This window comes from Pseudomonas sp. Arb-4-2C (genome assembly GCF_055755015.1).
Genome location: NZ_CM146899.1, coordinates 4,893,789 through 4,908,580, shown reverse-complemented (window position 1 = coordinate 4,908,580; position 14,792 = coordinate 4,893,789). Strand labels below are relative to the sequence as shown.

Genomic DNA, 14,792 nt, shown 5'->3' with positions numbered 1-14,792 from the left:
TGTCTTTTTTACGGTTGGATCAAACATGACCAGGCAACAGCAAGTGGTGATTGTCGGTGGCGGGGTGATTGGCCTGCTGACCGCCTACAACCTCGCCTCCGAAGTGCGCAGCGTGGTGCTGCTGGATCGCTCGAGCGTCGGCCAGGAATCGTCCTGGGCCGGAGGTGGCATCGTTTCCCCGCTGTACCCGTGGCGCTACAGCCCGGCGGTCACCGCGCTGGCGCATTGGTCTCAGGACTTTTATCCACAGCTCGGCGAGCGATTGTTTGCTGATACCGGCGTTGATCCCGAAGTGCACACCACTGGCCTGTACTGGCTGGACCTGGACGATGAAGCCGACGCACTGGCCTGGGCCGAACGGGAGCAGCGTCCGCTGCGGGCTGTGGATATCTCGGCGGCACATGACGCCGTCCCGGTGCTGGGCGGCGGGTTCTCACGGGCGATCTACATGGCTGATGTGGCCAACGTCAGAAACCCACGGCTGGTGAAGTCGCTGAAAGCGGCATTGCAGGCACTGCCTAACGTGACCCTTCACGAGCAATGCGAGGTCAGCGGGTTTGTCCGTGAAGGCGGGCGCGTGGTTGGCGTTGAGACGTCCAAGGGCCTGATCAACGGCGATCAGGTTGTACTGACTGCTGGTGCGTGGAGCGGCGATCTGCTCAAGACGCTCGGCCTGACGCTGCCGGTCGAACCGGTCAAAGGCCAGATGATTCTCTACAAATGTGCGGCGGATTTTCTGCCGAGCATGGTTCTGGCCAAGGGGCGTTATGCCATTCCACGCCGAGACGGGCACATCCTGATCGGCAGTACGCTGGAGCATGAAGGCTTCGACAAGACGCCGACCGATGTGGCGCTGGAGAGTCTCAAGGCTTCGGCGGTCGAGTTGCTGCCAGCGCTGGCGGATGCCGAGGTGGTGGGGCATTGGGCCGGTTTGCGCCCGGGTTCACCGGAGGGGATTCCTTACATCGGGCGAGTGCCGGGCTTTGATGGCCTGTGGCTGAACTGCGGGCATTACCGCAACGGGCTGGTGCTGGCGCCGGCGTCGTGCCAGTTGTTCGCCGATGTGATGCTGGGGCGCGCGCCGATTATTGATCCTGCGCCGTATGCGCCAGAGGGCCGCATGTAGTCAGGTATTTCTGTTGAGCCTGGCAGACCGCTTTCGCGAGCAGGCTCGCTCCCACAGTGGATCTTTGTCGTTCACAAAATTCAATGTGGGAGCGGGCTTGCTCGCGAACTGGCCCTCAATCCAGACCGAGTTTCTTCAGCCGATAACGCATCGACCGAAACGAAAGACTCAGCCGCTGCGCCGCCGCCGTGCGGTTCCAGCGAGTCTCCTCCAGCGCTTGCAGAATCAGCTTGCGCTCGACGTTCTCCAGATAATCCTCAAGGTTGTCGATCTGTGTCAGATCGGCAATGCCGCCCTCTACCGCGCAACTGCCTTCGCTCAGGCGCAAGTCTTCGGCCTCGATTATTTGGTTTTCGCACAGCGTGTGCGCACGTTCGAGGACGTTCTCCAGTTCCCGCACATTCCCCGGAAAGCGGTAACTCTTTAGCGCTTCAAGTGCTTGTGGGTGCAGGCGTGCTGCCAGTTGGCCGCTACCGCTGGCCAGACGCTGGAGCATGTGCGCGGCCAGTACCTCAATGTCGTCGCGCCGTTCGCGCAAGGAAGGCACGCGCAGTTCGATCACGTTCAACCGGTAATACAGGTCCTGGCGAAAGCGTTCGGCGGCGACTTCCGCGTCCAGATCCTTGTGGGTTGCGCAAAGAATGCGCACATCGACCACGGTTTCCTGCTGGCCGCCAACGCTGCGAACGGCTTTTTCCTGAATCGCCCGCAGCAGTTTGACTTGCATCGACAGCGGCAGATCCGCCACTTCGTCGAGAAACAGGGTGCCGCCCTGTGCGGCTTGAAACAGGCCTGGTTTGTCTTCCATGGCGCCGGTGAAGCTGCCTTTGCGATGGCCGAAAAACTCGCTTTCCATCAGCTCCGACGGAATCGCCCCACAGTTGACCGGCACGAACGGCTGATTGTTGCGCGGTCCCTGTTCGTGGATCAGCCGCGCGACCAGCTCTTTGCCGCTGCCGGATTCGCCGCTGATGTACACCGGTGCCTGGCTACGGGCGAGCTTGTCGATCTGTTTACGCAGGTTGCGCATCGGTTGCGAGTCACCCAGCAGCCGTCGGTCGATCGAGGTGACGTTGCCGCCGGCGACAGGCATGCGCAGCGCGGTGTTGACCAGCTCGCGCAGGCGGGTGAGATCAACCGGTTTGGTGAGGAAGTCGAAGGCTCCGGCCTTCAAGGCGTTGATCGCGGTTTCCAGACTGCCGTATGCAGTGATCATCGCCACCGGCACTTGCGGATAGCGTTGCTGGATGTGCTGCACCAGTTCCAGCCCCGTGCCGTCCGGCAGGCGCATGTCGGTCAGGCACAGGTCAAACGCATTGCGCTGCAACAGCGCCTGGGCTTCGCTGAGATTGCGTGCACTGAAGGTGTCGAGTTTCATCCGTCCCAGGGTGATTTCCAGGAGTTCGCGGATATCCGGCTCGTCGTCGACGATAAGGATTTTTTGCCGTGGGCTCGTGTTCAACTTTGTTTCCGTCCGTGAGCAAAGGTGATGCGAAAGCAGCCGCCGCCTTGGCGTGGTTTGAAGTCTAGGCGCGCCTGGTTGCTTTCGCACAGCTCACGGGACAGATAAAGCCCAAGGCCGGTGCCTTGGCTGCTGGTGGTGAAGAACGGTTCGAACAGATGCGGTTGCTGATCCAATGGTACGCCGGGGCCATTGTCCTGGACTTCGAGCACTGCCAGCTGGCTGTCAGGATCGATGAACAGCGCCAGCCAGACTTCGGCCGGATCGTGCAGCAGGGCGCTGTGGCGCCAGCCATTGCGTAACAGGTTGTCGAGAATTTGCGTGAGCTGGCCAGGGTCCATCAGCGTGACGAAGTCCCCGGAATTGATCCGCAAATGAATCAACTGCCGATCAGTCGCCTGTTCGTGGCTCTCGGCGACGAACTGTTCCAGCCACGGCTTGAGATCCAGCCGTTGCGGGGCACTCTGCTGGCGACGTGACAGTTGCAGAACGTTTTCGATGACTCGGTTCATGCGCTGGGAGTGGTCTTGAATGATCTGCGTCAGACGCCGATCCGCGCTGTCGAGTTCCTCGGACTCAGCCAATAGCTGCGCGGCGTGGCTGATAGCGCCCAGCGGATTGCGGATTTCATGGGAGATGCCGGCGGTCAGGCGCCCGAGAGCGGCGAGCTTGAGCTGCTGGGCCTGCTGCGCGACCTGCGCCAGATCTTCGAGGAACACCAGGGTTTGCTGGTTGGGGCTCTGGTCGAGGGCGATGAAGTTCGGTTGCAGCTCCAGGCCGTTGCCGGGAATCTTCAGGCTCTGCGGGCGCAGGGTCGGATTGTTCATCCACAACTGCAGGCGATCGACCAGCGCGCTGGAGTAGTCGTCGATCAGATGGCCTTCAAGGTGCGACTGGGACAGCAGGCTTTTGGCGCTGTGGTTGGCCAGTTGCACCCGGCGTTGTTCGTCGAGCACCAGAATGCCGGTGCGCATGCGTTGCAGGATCAGGGCATTGAGGGCTTCGAGGCTGATGACTTCGCTGGCGCGCTGTTCGGCGAGGTGCTCGCTGACTTCCAGGCGCCGAACCAGGCCCTGGACCAGCAACGACGCCGCAAAGCACAAGGCACCAAGAGTGCCGGCTTGCAGGTAGTCATTGGCGCTCAGGGGATGGCTGAAACTCAGCAGGAAGCTTGAGCCGACAATTCCTAGCGCGCCGATGGCGGCAATCAACAGGCCGATGCGCCGGCGTAGCAGGGTGTTGGCAATCGCTACCGAAACAATCAGCAGGTTGCCGATCGCGCTGGCCACCCCACCCGCCGCGTAGAACAAGCCGCACAGCAGCAGGACATCCACCAGCGCCAGGCTGAACAGTTGCGCCGGACGCCGGGTGTTCTCCAGAAACACTACCAGCAGGATGTTCAACACCAGATACAACCAGCTGCCGCTGCGCAGCAGATCGTCGTCGGCCGACGTCAGCAGGCGGTTGTCCATATTGCTGGAGATCAGCAGCACCAGTGTGATGCCGACGCTTAAACGGTAGAGATGATAAAGGCGCAGCAGGCGCTGGGCCTGTTTGCTGTCGGCGTTGGCGGCCTCAGCGATCACTGGCACCCGGGCCTTGCTCAAGGTGAGCCTGGCTGCAATACCACTGTTGCTGAAGGTTCAGGGCGCGGTCGCGGGGCAGGTGCACGCCGCAATGAGCGCAACGCACCATCGGCGCCGCGTCTTGCTCGCGCGGCGGTTGTGCAGACGAGGCGGGCGCCTTGAATTTGCGCCACAGCCAGACCGCAGCGAAAATCAGGACAATCCAGAACAGTAAACGAAGCATGATGAGCGGCTTTTCGGCTAATGATTCGGCAGTTTAGCCAAGGAGCCGGCAGGCGCACAGACTATTAACGCGCAGCCATAAAAAAGGGAGATCCGCAGATCTCCCTTTTTGTGTTGCCGGTGTGATCAGTCGAACACGCCGAAGGTCATGTAGCTGAACCACGAACGGTCGTCGTTGTTGCCGGCCGCTTGATGTTCTTCTTCGATCACTTCGCCATTGTCGTCTTTAGGCTTGAGCTCGTTCGGGATCGCGTCTTTGGCGTCCTGGAACTGCTTCTGCACGTCCTGGTTGGCGCGGGTTTCTCCCGGCGGCAGCGGTGGACGCGATTCGATCAGGCCCAGAGTGGCCTTGCTCAGCCACGAGCGGTTGTCGGCTTCGGCAACCGAAGGCACGAACTGACCGTCTTTCAGGCTTGGATGGTTCGGGTAGTTGAGCTTCAGGGTTTCCAGACTGGTGGCAGCCAGTTCGTCCAGGTGCAGACGCTGGTAAGCCTCGGTCATTACTGCCAGGCCGTCGCCGACCGATGGCGTTTCCTGGAAGTTTTCTACTACGTAACGGCCACGGTTGGCGGCAGCCACGTACGCCTGACGGGTCAGGTAGTAGTCCGCTACGTGGATTTCGTAGGCCGCCAGCAGGTTGCGCAGGTAAATCATGCGCTGCTTGGCGTCCGGCGCGTAGCGGCTGTTCGGGTAGCGGCTGGTCAGCTGGGCGAACTCGTTGTACGAGTCGCGAGCGGCGCCCGGGTCACGCTTGGTCATGTCCAGCGGCAGGAAGCGCGCCAGCAGGCCGACGTCCTGGTCGAACGAGGTCAGGCCCTTGAGGTAGTAGGCGTAGTCCACGTTCGGGTGCTGTGGGTGCAAACGGATAAAACGCTCGGCGGCGGACTTGGCAGCTTCCGGCTCGGAGTTTTTATAGTTGGCATAAATCAGTTCAAGCTGTGCCTGATCCGCGTAGCGACCGAACGGATAGCGCGACTCCAGAGCCTTCAGCTTGGCTGTGGCGCTGGTATAGCTGTTGTTGTCCAGATCGGTCTGAGCCTGCTGGTACAGCTCGGCTTCGCTCAGGTTTTCGTCTACGACTTCCTTCGATGAGCAAGCAGCGGTCAATGCGAGGATGGCGATCAGCAGCAGGTGTTTCACTTGCATGGCGGCTTGCGTCCCTATGACGGCCGCTGTCTTGGGCGGGGCCGTCCTGTTATGATGAGCGCCCCGTTGAAAAGCCTCGGGGCAAAAGACGCCGTATTTAACCACAAGCGCGCAGCCGAAACCAAAGGCTGTGCCGACGCCCAGTCAGAGCATGTCCGATAAAATTGAACTTCGCGCAGAGGTGCCGTCCGATTTGGGCGGCCAACGCCTCGATCAAGTCGCCGCCCAACTCTTCGCTGAGCACTCACGCTCGCGCCTTTCCGCCTGGATCAAAGAAGGTCGCCTGACTGTGGACGGGGCGGTCATCCGCCCGCGCGACATCGTGCATGGCGGTGCCATCCTTGAGCTGACTGCCGAGCAGGAAGCCCAGGGCGAGTGGATCGCCCAGGATATCCAGCTCGACATCGTCTATGAAGACGACGACATCCTGGTCATCAACAAGCCTGCGGGCCTGGTGGTGCACCCGGCTGCTGGCCACGCTGATGGCACCTTGCTCAACGCCTTGTTGCACCACGTGCCGGACATTATCAATGTCCCGCGCGCCGGTATCGTGCATCGTCTGGACAAGGACACCACCGGTCTGATGGTGGTGGCCAAGACCATTCAGGCGCAGACCAAGCTGGTTACTCAATTGCAGAGTCGCAGCGTGAGCCGGATCTACGAGTGCATCGTGATCGGTGTGGTGACGGCCGGTGGCAAGATCAACGCCCCGATCGGTCGTCACGGCCAGCAGCGCCAGCGCATGGCGGTGATGGAAGGCGGCAAGCCTGCCGTCAGCCACTACCGCGTGCTGGAGCGTTTCCGTTCGCACACCCATGTGCGGGTGAAACTGGAAACCGGTCGCACCCACCAGATCCGTGTGCACATGTCGCACATCAACTTCCCGTTGGTCGGCGATCCGGCGTACGGCGGTCGTTTCCGCATTCCGCCGGCGGCGAACCCGACGATGGTCGAATCGCTCAAGCATTTCCCGCGTCAGGCCCTGCACGCGCGCTTCCTCGAACTGGATCATCCGACGACCGGTGAGCGCATGAGCTGGGAATCGCCGCTGCCAGAAGACTTCGTCTGGCTGCTGACCCTGCTAAAGCAGGATCGCGAGGCATTCATCGGATGAACTGGCTGACGCCGGACTGGCCCGCGCCGGCCAGCGTCAAGGCCTGTGTCACCACCCGCGAGGGCGGTGTCAGCGAGGCGCCGTTCGACAGCCTCAATCTGGGCGATCATGTTGATGATCGTCCAGAGGCTGTGGCCGAGAATCGCCGGCGTCTGACCGATTACTTCTCTATACAGCCTGCCTGGTTGCAGCAAGTGCACGGGATTGCCGTGGCCCATGCTGATCCGGGCGTGGTTGCCACCGCCGACGCCAGTTGGACGGACACCCCGGGCGTTGCCTGCGCTGCGATGACGGCAGATTGCTTGCCGGCATTGTTCTGCGATCGTGCAGGCACTCGCGTGGCGGCGGCTCATGCCGGTTGGCGCGGGTTGGCGGCCGGCGTGCTCGAAGCCACGCTCGACACATTGGATGTTCCCGCTGCAGAAGTACTGGTCTGGCTCGGTCCGGCCATCGGCCCGAAAGCCTTTGAAGTCGGCCCGGAAGTACGGGAAGTCTTCGTCAATCAACTCGCTGAAGCGGCATCCGCCTTCGTCCCAAGCCACAATGCTGGCAAGTTCATGGCCGACATCTACCTGCTGGCGCGCCTGCGTCTGGCTGCACGGGGTGTCACTGCTGTTTATGGCGGTGGTTTCTGCACCGTGACCGATCCACGCTTCTTCTCTTATCGCCGTGCGTCGCGCACCGGCCGTTTCGCCTCCCTGATCTGGCTCACCCGCTAGACTTGCCTGACCTGAATCAACTCTCCGACGCTTGAATCTTCCAGAATCGACCGCATCTATAGCGGTATCTGGCAGGTTTCTTTATTCAGGATGGTTTTTTAGGTCCGGCCTGCTCAAAAGGAAGGTGACCCATGCGTATAGACCGTTTAACCAGTAAATTACAGTTAGCCTTGTCCGACGCCCAATCCCTGGCCGTCGGCCACGATCATCCGGCCATCGAGCCGGCGCATTTGATGCAAGCCATGCTTGAACAGCAGGGTGGTTCGATCAAGCCTCTGCTGATGCAGGTGGGTTTCGACGTCAACAGCCTGCGCAAAGAGCTGACCAAAGAACTCGACCAATTACCGAAAATCCAGAACCCGACCGGCGACGTCAACATGTCGCAGGATCTGGCGCGCCTGCTCAATCAGGCCGACCGATTGGCCCAGCAGAAGGGCGACCAGTTCATTTCCAGTGAGCTGGTGTTGCTCGCGGCGATGGACGAGAACAGCAAACTCGGCAAGTTGCTGCTCGGTCAGGGTGTGAGCAAAAAGGCCCTGGAGAACGCGATCAACAATCTGCGTGGCGGCGAAGCGGTTAATGACGCCAACCACGAAGAGTCGCGTCAGGCGCTGGATAAATACACCGTTGACCTGACCAAGCGTGCCGAAGACGGCAAGCTCGATCCGGTGATCGGTCGTGACGACGAAATCCGTCGCACCATTCAGGTTCTGCAACGTCGCACCAAGAACAACCCGGTGCTGATCGGCGAGCCAGGTGTGGGTAAAACCGCGATTGCCGAGGGGCTGGCTCAGCGCATCATCAACGGCGAAGTGCCGGACGGCCTCAAGGGCAAGCGTCTGCTGTCGCTGGACATGGGCGCGTTGATTGCCGGTGCCAAGTATCGCGGTGAGTTCGAAGAACGCCTCAAGGCGCTGCTCAACGAGCTGTCGAAGCAGGAAGGGCAGATCATTCTGTTCATCGACGAACTGCACACCATGGTCGGCGCCGGTAAAGGCGAAGGCTCGATGGATGCCGGCAACATGCTCAAACCGGCACTGGCGCGCGGTGAGCTGCACTGTGTCGGCGCGACCACGCTCAACGAGTACCGCCAATATATAGAGAAGGACGCGGCCCTCGAGCGACGCTTCCAGAAAGTCCTGGTGGACGAGCCGAGCGAAGAAGACACCATCGCCATCCTGCGTGGCCTCAAAGAGCGTTACGAGGTTCACCACAAGGTGGCGATCACTGACGGCGCGATCATCGCAGCGGCCAAGCTCAGCCATCGCTACATCACTGACCGGCAGTTGCCGGACAAGGCCATCGACCTGATCGACGAGGCCGCCAGCCGTATCCGCATGGAGATCGACTCCAAGCCGGAAGTGCTGGATCGTCTGGAGCGCCGCCTGATTCAGTTGAAGGTGGAATCCCAGGCACTGAAGAAAGAAAGCGATGAAGCGGCAATGAAGCGCCTGGAAAAACTTCAGGAAGAAATTGTCCGCCTCGAGCGTGAATACTCGGATCTGGAAGAAATCTGGAACTCGGAAAAAGCCGAGGTGCAGGGTTCTGCACAGATTCAGCAGAAGATCGAACAGTCGCGTCAGGAACTGGAAGCCGCACGCCGTAAAGGCGACCTCAACCGCATGGCTGAATTGCAGTACGGGGTGATCCCGGACCTGGAGCGCAGCCTGCAAATGGTCGATCAGCACGGCAAGAGCGAAAACCAGTTGTTGCGCAGCAAGGTGACCGAAGAGGAAATCGCCGAAGTCGTTTCGAAGTGGACCGGCATTCCGGTATCGAAAATGCTCGAAGGCGAGCGCGACAAGCTGATGAAGATGGAAAGCCTGTTGCACCAGCGCGTGATCGGCCAGGACGAAGCGGTAGTGGCCGTGGCCAACGCCGTACGGCGTTCCCGTGCCGGGTTGGCGGACCCGAATCGTCCGAGCGGTTCGTTCATGTTCCTCGGCCCGACCGGTGTCGGTAAAACCGAGTTGTGCAAGGCTCTGGCCGAATTCCTCTTTGATACTGAAGAGGCGATGGTGCGGATCGACATGTCCGAGTTCATGGAGAAACATTCCGTGGCGCGGCTGATCGGTGCACCACCAGGCTACGTGGGCTACGAGGAGGGGGGTTACCTGACCGAAGCGGTACGCCGCAAGCCGTACTCGGTGATCCTGCTGGACGAGGTCGAGAAGGCGCACCCGGATGTATTCAACATTCTGCTGCAAGTGCTCGAGGATGGTCGACTGACTGACAGTCACGGACGTACGGTGGACTTCCGCAACACCGTGATCGTCATGACCTCGAACCTCGGATCGTCGCAGATCCAGGAATTGGTCGGTGACCGTGAGGCGCAGCGTGCAGCGGTGATGGATGCGCTGACCAGTCACTTCCGCCCCGAGTTCATCAACCGGGTCGACGAGGTGGTGATCTTCGAGCCTTTGGCGCGGGATCAGATCGCAGGCATTACCGAGATCCAGCTGGGCCGTCTGCGCAGCCGTCTGGCCGAGCGCGAGCTGAAGCTGGAGCTGAGCCCGGAAGCGATGGACAAGTTGATCGCTGTGGGTTACGACCCGGTTTATGGCGCACGTCCACTCAAGCGTGCGATCCAGCGCTGGATCGAAAACCCGTTGGCGCAGTTGATCCTGTCAGGGCATTTCATGCCTGGCGACACGGCAACCGGCAAAGTGGTGAACGACGAAATCGTTTTCGGCTGAGCGGCAAAGCCAATGAAATAAGGAAGGCCTCGCTTTGCGAGGCCTTTTTTTCGTTAGGCTGTTGAACTCTAAGGAAAAGGCTTGTAAAGTGCGCCCCGCAGTCAGTCACCGGCAGCGTTTCAACTCACTGGGTTGAAAACTGAAATAAGTTGCAAATCATTAACTTGAAAGCAATTTAGGGGGTTGACAGAGGTGTTCTAGGTTGTAGAATAGCGCGCCTCAGACACACGAACGCAGCGATGCGAACGAGTGGCTAGATGCAGTAAGTTTCACAGTTGTAAATTGAAATATGTAGTTCCGTGATAGCTCAGTCGGTAGAGCAAATGACTGTTAATCATTGGGTCCCAGGTTCGAGTCCTGGTCACGGAGCCAATTTCAAGCCGGGGTATAGCGCAGTCCGGTAGCGCGCCTGCTTTGGGAGCAGGATGTCAGGAGTTCGAATCCCCTTACCCCGACCATTTTTGGGTCGTTAGCTCAGTTGGTAGAGCAGTTGGCTTTTAACCAATTGGTCGTAGGTTCGAATCCCACACGACCCACCATTTTTGAAACCAGTTAGCGCTGGGATCGAATCTTAAGATCAGAGGCCAAAAGCGCTGATCGAAGAAGGCGATCTTTGAAAGGTCGCCTTTTTTTTACCGGGGTATAGCGCAGTCCGGTAGCGCGCCTGCTTTGGGAGCAGGATGTCAGGAGTTCGAATCCCCTTACCCCGACCATATTAAAAATCCTCGTATCGAAAGATACGGGGATTTTTTTTGCCTGCGAAATATTGAACTGCACCGCAGAAACAAATGTGGGAACGGGCTTGCTCGTGAAAGCGGTGTATCAGTCATGAATGAATTGACTGACCCACCGCAATCGCGAGCAGGCTCACTCCTACAGGGTTTACGCCAATCAGTGCAGCTTCAGGCGTGGCTCGGTCCCGCGACCGATCTTGCTGCCCAGCATCAGCATCGCCGTGCGGAATGGCCCGTACAGCGCCATCTGGTGCATGCGGTACAGCGACACATAGAACATCCGCGCCAGCCAGCCCTCAAGCATCACGCTGCCGGTCAGGTTGCCCATCAAGTTACCCACAGCTGAAAAACGTGACAGCGAAATCAGCGATCCGTAGTCGGTGTACTTGTACTCCGGCAGGGATTTGCCCTCGATGCGCAGTTTCAGCGATTTGGCGAGCAGAGAAGCCTGTTGATGCGCGGCTTGCGCACGTGGCGGGACGTTTCGGTCCGAACCCGGTTGCGGGCACGCGGCGCAGTCGCCGAAGGCGAAGATGTTTTCGTCGCGGGTGGTCTGCAGCGTCGGCAGCACCTGCAACTGATTGATACGGTTGGTTTCCAGGCCGTCGATGTCCTTGAGGAAACCTGGCGCACGAATACCCGCTGCCCAGACTTTCAGACTGGCCTTGATCTCGTTGCCATCGGCGGTGATCAGGCTGTCGGCGGTCACTTCGCTGACCGACGCGTTGGTCATCACATTGACCCCGAGTTTCTCCAGCGTCTTGTGCACCGGGCCGCTGATGCGCTCCGGCAGGGCTGGCAGCACCCGTGGACCGGCTTCGATCAGGGTGATGTGCATGTTTTCCGGTTTGATTCGGTCCAGACCGTAGGCCGCCAGCTCGTGCGCGGCGTTGTGCAGTTCTGCCGCCAGCTCGACGCCAGTGGCGCCGGCACCGACGATGGCCACGCTGATCTGCTCGACCACATCGGTCTGCCCGGCGTGGGCGCGCAGGTAGTGGTTGAGCAGTTGCTGGTGGAAACGCTCGGCCTGTTTGCGGGTGTCGAGGAACAGGCAGTGTTGCGCTGCACCCTGGGTGCCAAAGTCGTTGGTGGTGCTGCCGACGCTGATGACCAGCGTGTCGTACGGCACTTCACGGGCCGGGACCAGTTCTATGCCGTTCTCGTCGTAGGTGGCCGCCAACTGGATTTTTTTCTGCGCGCGATCAAGCCCGCTCATGCGCCCCAACTGGAACTCGAAGTGGTTCCATTTCGCCTGGGCAACATAGTTGAGTTCGTCTTCGGAAGAGTTCAGCGATCCGGCGGCCACTTCGTGCAGCAGTGGTTTCCAGATGTGCGTCAGGTTCGCGTCAACCAGCATCACACTGGCGGTGCCGCGTTTGCCCAGGGTCTTACCCAGACGGGTAGCCAACTCCAGACCGCCGGCGCCGCCGCCGACAATAACAATACGATGAGACATGGGGATAACTCGCAAGGTTTTTAAAGGAAATCGGTGCGGTTACCCGAGCGAGCGCGAGGCAGCTCATAGCGTCAGGTAACTGATAAGTCGGCTCAGCAGGCCCAGACCAATGGTCACTGCCAGCACCAGCACCAGGAGCATCCACGGCCGGAAAGGCCGGCGCTCGACACGGTGTTGGGACAACTGCAGGTACTCTTCGACATGTTTCTGGTCTTCGGGGTTCAGGCGGCTGGTCATAAAGGCCTCGTCAGGTAGACGTTGCTGAAGGTTGGGAAGCTACAGCGGTTTTTATCCCGGGTTGAACGCAGCATAGCCACTGGTCGGAACCGGTTCGACAGAAACACCGTCGTCGAGGCGAATGATCCCGCTTTGTAACACTCGCGCGGTAATTCCGCCATGCCCGCGCACCGCTTGAAAGGTGCCGGGGCCGAGGTTGTTTTGCAGGCGCGCGCAGGGCTGACACCAGCCGGTAGTCTCGAAAATCGCCTGGCCAATGCGAAAGCGTCGACCCTTGAGACTAAACAGATTGATACCGCTGATGACGAGATTGCGACGCAGATCTTCAGGCCTCACGGGTTGATCTTCAGACCGGCCCAGCAGCGCATTGATGACCGCCAGGTGTTCGAACTGAATCAGTGTCACTTGCCGCGCGTTACGCACCCCCGGGCGGGCGTGATCGCCAGTCAGTCCGGCTTCGAGCCGCGCCTCGACGGCATCGAGTTCGAGCATCGGGCCACGGGACTCCGGGCGTACGCCGATCCAGCGCACACGGCCGGTCTGCGGTACGTCGGCAATCAACTGCTGCAGCGGCGTCACAGGCTGATCCCGACATCGAAGACGATGCTGCGCCCCAGGTTGCTGCGCAGGAAGTCCGGCGCATCAGGATGGGCAAACAGCACCCGGGCGAAGGTCGGGCCGACCAGCGACAGCGAACGCCAGCCCTGGCGCAGATATTCGGTTGGCGGCGGGAAATGGCTGTTGAGGTCCAGCACTTCACGCTTGAGGCTGGCGAAGGCAATGATGTCCAGCTCACCCAGGTCCATGCCACGCTCTTTGTAGTTATGCGCCTTTTTGCGCAAGGTCGGGGCCAGTCGCAACAGAAACTCGTTGGCCGGGATCCGCCGTGGCTTGGCTTCACGACGCACCAACTGGCTGAGAGAAAACGCGCTGCGCCGCCGCTGCAGTTCGTCGCGCCATTCGTCGTTGAGCCGCCGCCCCTCATCGAGGACGAAGAACACCTCGAAGTTGGCGTCGCGAAACAGCACGTCCGGCGGCTCGCCAGCGGGCGCGAACTCATCGACGCGGTAGGGAATGTTCAAGCCTTGCAGCAGGCGTTGGCAGACCCAACGCTCACGCTCCCACTTGCGGGCATTGGACAGGAACGCGTTGGCTTGCTCGGCCGCGATGGTCAGCAGGCGTAAATAATCTGAGTCATCCATAAGCCCAAGCTTAGCGTTCAAATGCGACAAACAGTAAGCGTTGCATCGGCTGATGCTCTCAGGGCGGCGGTGTAGACTGCGACGAAGGATATAAACCCACGGAAAAAATGAGGGAAAGATGATCGGTGCCGAACTGTTGTCATCCATGAGCCTGACGCTCGGTTGGCTGATTTACCTGCCAGTGCTGGTCTGGGCGATCTGGCGCGCGCCGTGGGTCGAGTTGTTCAGTGACAGTCGTCGGCAACATTTGCTGTTCGGCACCGTGTTCGCGTTGTTCCTGCTGTGGATGGTGCGCAGGGATTTCGACACCGGGGTTTCTTACCACTTCATCGGCATGACTGCGGTGACGCTGCTGCTGGACTGGCCGCTGGCGATTGTCGGTGGCCTGGTGGCGCAGCTCGGGCTGGTATTGCTCGGTCGTCAGGATCTGGTGGCGCTCGGGGTCAACGGTACGCTGCTGGTCCTGTTGCCGGTGTTGATCACCGAATGCGTGGCGATCGTAGTCGAACGCGCCCAGCCGCGTAATCCGTTTGTGTATATCTTCTGTTCCGGATTCTTTGCGGCGGCGTTGTCGGCATTGTTGTGTCTGGTGCTGAGCCTCGGCCTGCTCTGGTACGACGGCTTGTTCGCGATGCCGGAATGGCTGGAAGACTTCATTGGCTATCTGTGGCTGCTGATCTTTCCCGAGGCGTTTATCAACGGCATGGTGATCAGCGCGCTGGTGGTGTTCAGCCCCGAGTGGCTGGAAACGTTCAACCGCACCCGCTACCTTTCGGCGCCCTGGAAGGACGACGATCCCAAGTCTTGATCCACATCAAATCCGCCCCCCTCGTGGCATTTCATGCTCGGCCAAATCCCTTCAGGAGCAGTGGCATGAGTGTGTATGAGTGGGCGAGGCAGGAAACGCGGCAGAGTCTGGACATGGCACAGGAGGTGGGCTTCGATCCGGGCCTGAGCCTGCGCGCCTTGCTCAGTGCGGTGGTGCAACAGAGCAAGGCCGTGCGCAACGCCGAAGACCTGGCCGACGAGTTGCGTTTTCTCGCGGAAAACCTCGACGACGATCAGGACTACGGCTTCATGCGGCCCTGATTG

Annotated in this window: 14 protein-coding genes and 4 tRNA genes; 10 read left to right on the top strand and 8 right to left on the bottom strand. The window is 60.1% G+C overall.

The features are described 5' to 3' along the window. Nucleotides 1-25 precede the first annotated feature (25 nt). Nucleotides 26-1,126 carry a glycine oxidase ThiO gene (thiO, locus tag AC0J41_RS22240; protein WP_025108796.1) on the top strand — a complete coding sequence of 367 codons (1,101 nt, stop codon included), beginning with the start codon at nt 26-28 and terminating at the stop codon, nt 1,124-1,126. 115 nt (nt 1,127-1,241) lie between these two features. Here thiO and AC0J41_RS22235 read toward each other — a convergent pair whose 3' ends face one another. From AC0J41_RS22235 to AC0J41_RS22220, 4 genes are all read right to left on the bottom strand, one after another. Then, on the bottom strand, nt 1,242-2,588 hold the full coding sequence (locus AC0J41_RS22235) for a sigma-54-dependent transcriptional regulator (RefSeq protein WP_473013625.1): 1,347 nt from the start codon (nt 2,586-2,588) through the stop codon (nt 1,242-1,244). After that, nucleotides 2,585-4,174, bottom strand: a complete 1,590-nt coding sequence (locus AC0J41_RS22230; RefSeq protein ID WP_025108798.1) for a sensor histidine kinase — start codon at nt 4,172-4,174, stop codon at nt 2,585-2,587. Before AC0J41_RS22230 ends, AC0J41_RS22235 begins: the two co-directional genes overlap by 4 nt. Continuing rightward, entirely contained in the window at nt 4,164-4,397 is a 234-nt protein-coding gene (locus AC0J41_RS22225) for a PP0621 family protein (RefSeq protein ID WP_025108799.1), read from the bottom strand. Before AC0J41_RS22225 ends, AC0J41_RS22230 begins: the two co-directional genes overlap by 11 nt. Nucleotides 4,398-4,522: 125 nt before the next feature. Further along, the gene (locus AC0J41_RS22220) at nt 4,523-5,542 is read right to left on the bottom strand and encodes an outer membrane protein assembly factor BamD (RefSeq protein WP_025108800.1); all 1,020 of its coding nucleotides are present in this window, start codon (nt 5,540-5,542) and stop codon (nt 4,523-4,525) included. 151 nt (nt 5,543-5,693) lie between these two features. Between AC0J41_RS22220 and rluD the strand changes: the two genes are divergently transcribed. From rluD to AC0J41_RS22185, 7 genes are all read left to right on the top strand, one after another. Beyond that, nucleotides 5,694-6,656 (top strand): 23S rRNA pseudouridine(1911/1915/1917) synthase RluD, encoded by a 963-nt coding sequence (gene rluD, locus AC0J41_RS22215; RefSeq protein ID WP_473013624.1) that lies wholly within the window; start codon nt 5,694-5,696, stop codon nt 6,654-6,656. Next, nucleotides 6,653-7,375, top strand: a complete 723-nt coding sequence (pgeF, locus tag AC0J41_RS22210; protein ID WP_473013623.1) for a peptidoglycan editing factor PgeF — start codon at nt 6,653-6,655, stop codon at nt 7,373-7,375. The genes rluD and pgeF overlap by 4 nt, the downstream gene beginning before the upstream one ends. A 131-nt stretch (nt 7,376-7,506) precedes the next feature. Further along, nucleotides 7,507-10,071, top strand: a complete 2,565-nt coding sequence (gene clpB, locus AC0J41_RS22205; protein WP_473013622.1) for an ATP-dependent chaperone ClpB — start codon at nt 7,507-7,509, stop codon at nt 10,069-10,071. Nucleotides 10,072-10,367: 296 nt separating this feature from the next. Beyond that, nucleotides 10,368-10,443, top strand: a tRNA-Asn gene (locus AC0J41_RS22200). A 9-nt stretch (nt 10,444-10,452) separates the two neighbouring features. Next, nucleotides 10,453-10,529 (top strand) — tRNA-Pro (locus AC0J41_RS22195). A 5-nt stretch (nt 10,530-10,534) separates the two neighbouring features. Further along, nucleotides 10,535-10,610 (top strand) — tRNA-Lys (locus AC0J41_RS22190). 97 nt (nt 10,611-10,707) lie between these two features. Beyond that, nucleotides 10,708-10,784, top strand: a tRNA-Pro gene (locus tag AC0J41_RS22185). Nucleotides 10,785-10,962: 178 nt separating this feature from the next. Here AC0J41_RS22185 and AC0J41_RS22180 read toward each other — a convergent pair. The 4 genes from AC0J41_RS22180 to AC0J41_RS22165 all read right to left on the bottom strand — a co-directional run bounded on the left by AC0J41_RS22180 (nt 10,963) and on the right by AC0J41_RS22165 (nt 13,700). After that, nucleotides 10,963-12,261 carry an NAD(P)/FAD-dependent oxidoreductase gene (locus AC0J41_RS22180; protein ID WP_473013621.1) on the bottom strand — a complete coding sequence of 433 codons (1,299 nt, stop codon included), beginning with the start codon at nt 12,259-12,261 and terminating at the stop codon, nt 10,963-10,965. A 63-nt stretch (nt 12,262-12,324) separates the two neighbouring features. Beyond that, entirely contained in the window at nt 12,325-12,498 is a 174-nt protein-coding gene (locus AC0J41_RS22175) for a DUF3094 family protein (protein ID WP_003228304.1), read from the bottom strand. A gap of 51 nt (nt 12,499-12,549) precedes the next feature. Next, a complete protein-coding gene (locus AC0J41_RS22170) occupies nt 12,550-13,077 on the bottom strand; it encodes an MOSC domain-containing protein (RefSeq protein ID WP_025108805.1) in 528 nt (175 codons plus the stop codon). Next, on the bottom strand, nt 13,074-13,700 hold the full coding sequence (locus tag AC0J41_RS22165; protein ID WP_025108806.1) for a DUF1780 domain-containing protein: 627 nt from the start codon (nt 13,698-13,700) through the stop codon (nt 13,074-13,076). Before AC0J41_RS22165 ends, AC0J41_RS22170 begins: the two co-directional genes overlap by 4 nt. Nucleotides 13,701-13,818: 118 nt before the next feature. Here AC0J41_RS22165 and AC0J41_RS22160 point away from each other — a divergent pair, with 118 nt between their 5' ends. Continuing rightward, nucleotides 13,819-14,508, top strand: a complete 690-nt coding sequence (locus AC0J41_RS22160) for an energy-coupling factor ABC transporter permease (protein ID WP_473013620.1) — start codon at nt 13,819-13,821, stop codon at nt 14,506-14,508. A gap of 65 nt (nt 14,509-14,573) precedes the next feature. Further along, on the top strand, nt 14,574-14,789 hold the full coding sequence (locus tag AC0J41_RS22155) for a hypothetical protein (RefSeq protein WP_007909901.1): 216 nt from the start codon (nt 14,574-14,576) through the stop codon (nt 14,787-14,789). Nucleotides 14,790-14,792: the final 3 nt, after the last annotated feature.

What these genes read in the sequence shown, in the direction of transcription:
- thiO (WP_025108796.1), top strand. Translation starts at nt 26, where the DNA reads ATGACCAGGCAACAGCAAGTGGTGATTGTCGGTGGCGGGGTGATTGGC.
- AC0J41_RS22225 (WP_025108799.1), bottom strand. Translation starts at nt 4,397, where the DNA reads ATGCTTCGTTTACTGTTCTGGATTGTCCTGATTTTCGCTGCGGTCTGG.
- AC0J41_RS22220 (WP_025108800.1), bottom strand. Translation starts at nt 5,542, where the DNA reads ATGCAAGTGAAACACCTGCTGCTGATCGCCATCCTCGCATTGACCGCT.
- rluD (WP_473013624.1), top strand. Translation starts at nt 5,694, where the DNA reads ATGTCCGATAAAATTGAACTTCGCGCAGAGGTGCCGTCCGATTTGGGC.
- pgeF (WP_473013623.1), top strand. Translation starts at nt 6,653, where the DNA reads ATGAACTGGCTGACGCCGGACTGGCCCGCGCCGGCCAGCGTCAAGGCC.
- clpB (WP_473013622.1), top strand. Translation starts at nt 7,507, where the DNA reads ATGCGTATAGACCGTTTAACCAGTAAATTACAGTTAGCCTTGTCCGAC.
- AC0J41_RS22180 (WP_473013621.1), bottom strand. Translation starts at nt 12,261, where the DNA reads ATGTCTCATCGTATTGTTATTGTCGGCGGCGGCGCCGGCGGTCTGGAG.
- AC0J41_RS22175 (WP_003228304.1), bottom strand. Translation starts at nt 12,498, where the DNA reads ATGACCAGCCGCCTGAACCCCGAAGACCAGAAACATGTCGAAGAGTAC.
- AC0J41_RS22165 (WP_025108806.1), bottom strand. Translation starts at nt 13,700, where the DNA reads ATGGATGACTCAGATTATTTACGCCTGCTGACCATCGCGGCCGAGCAA.
- AC0J41_RS22160 (WP_473013620.1), top strand. Translation starts at nt 13,819, where the DNA reads ATGATCGGTGCCGAACTGTTGTCATCCATGAGCCTGACGCTCGGTTGG.
- AC0J41_RS22155 (WP_007909901.1), top strand. Translation starts at nt 14,574, where the DNA reads ATGAGTGTGTATGAGTGGGCGAGGCAGGAAACGCGGCAGAGTCTGGAC.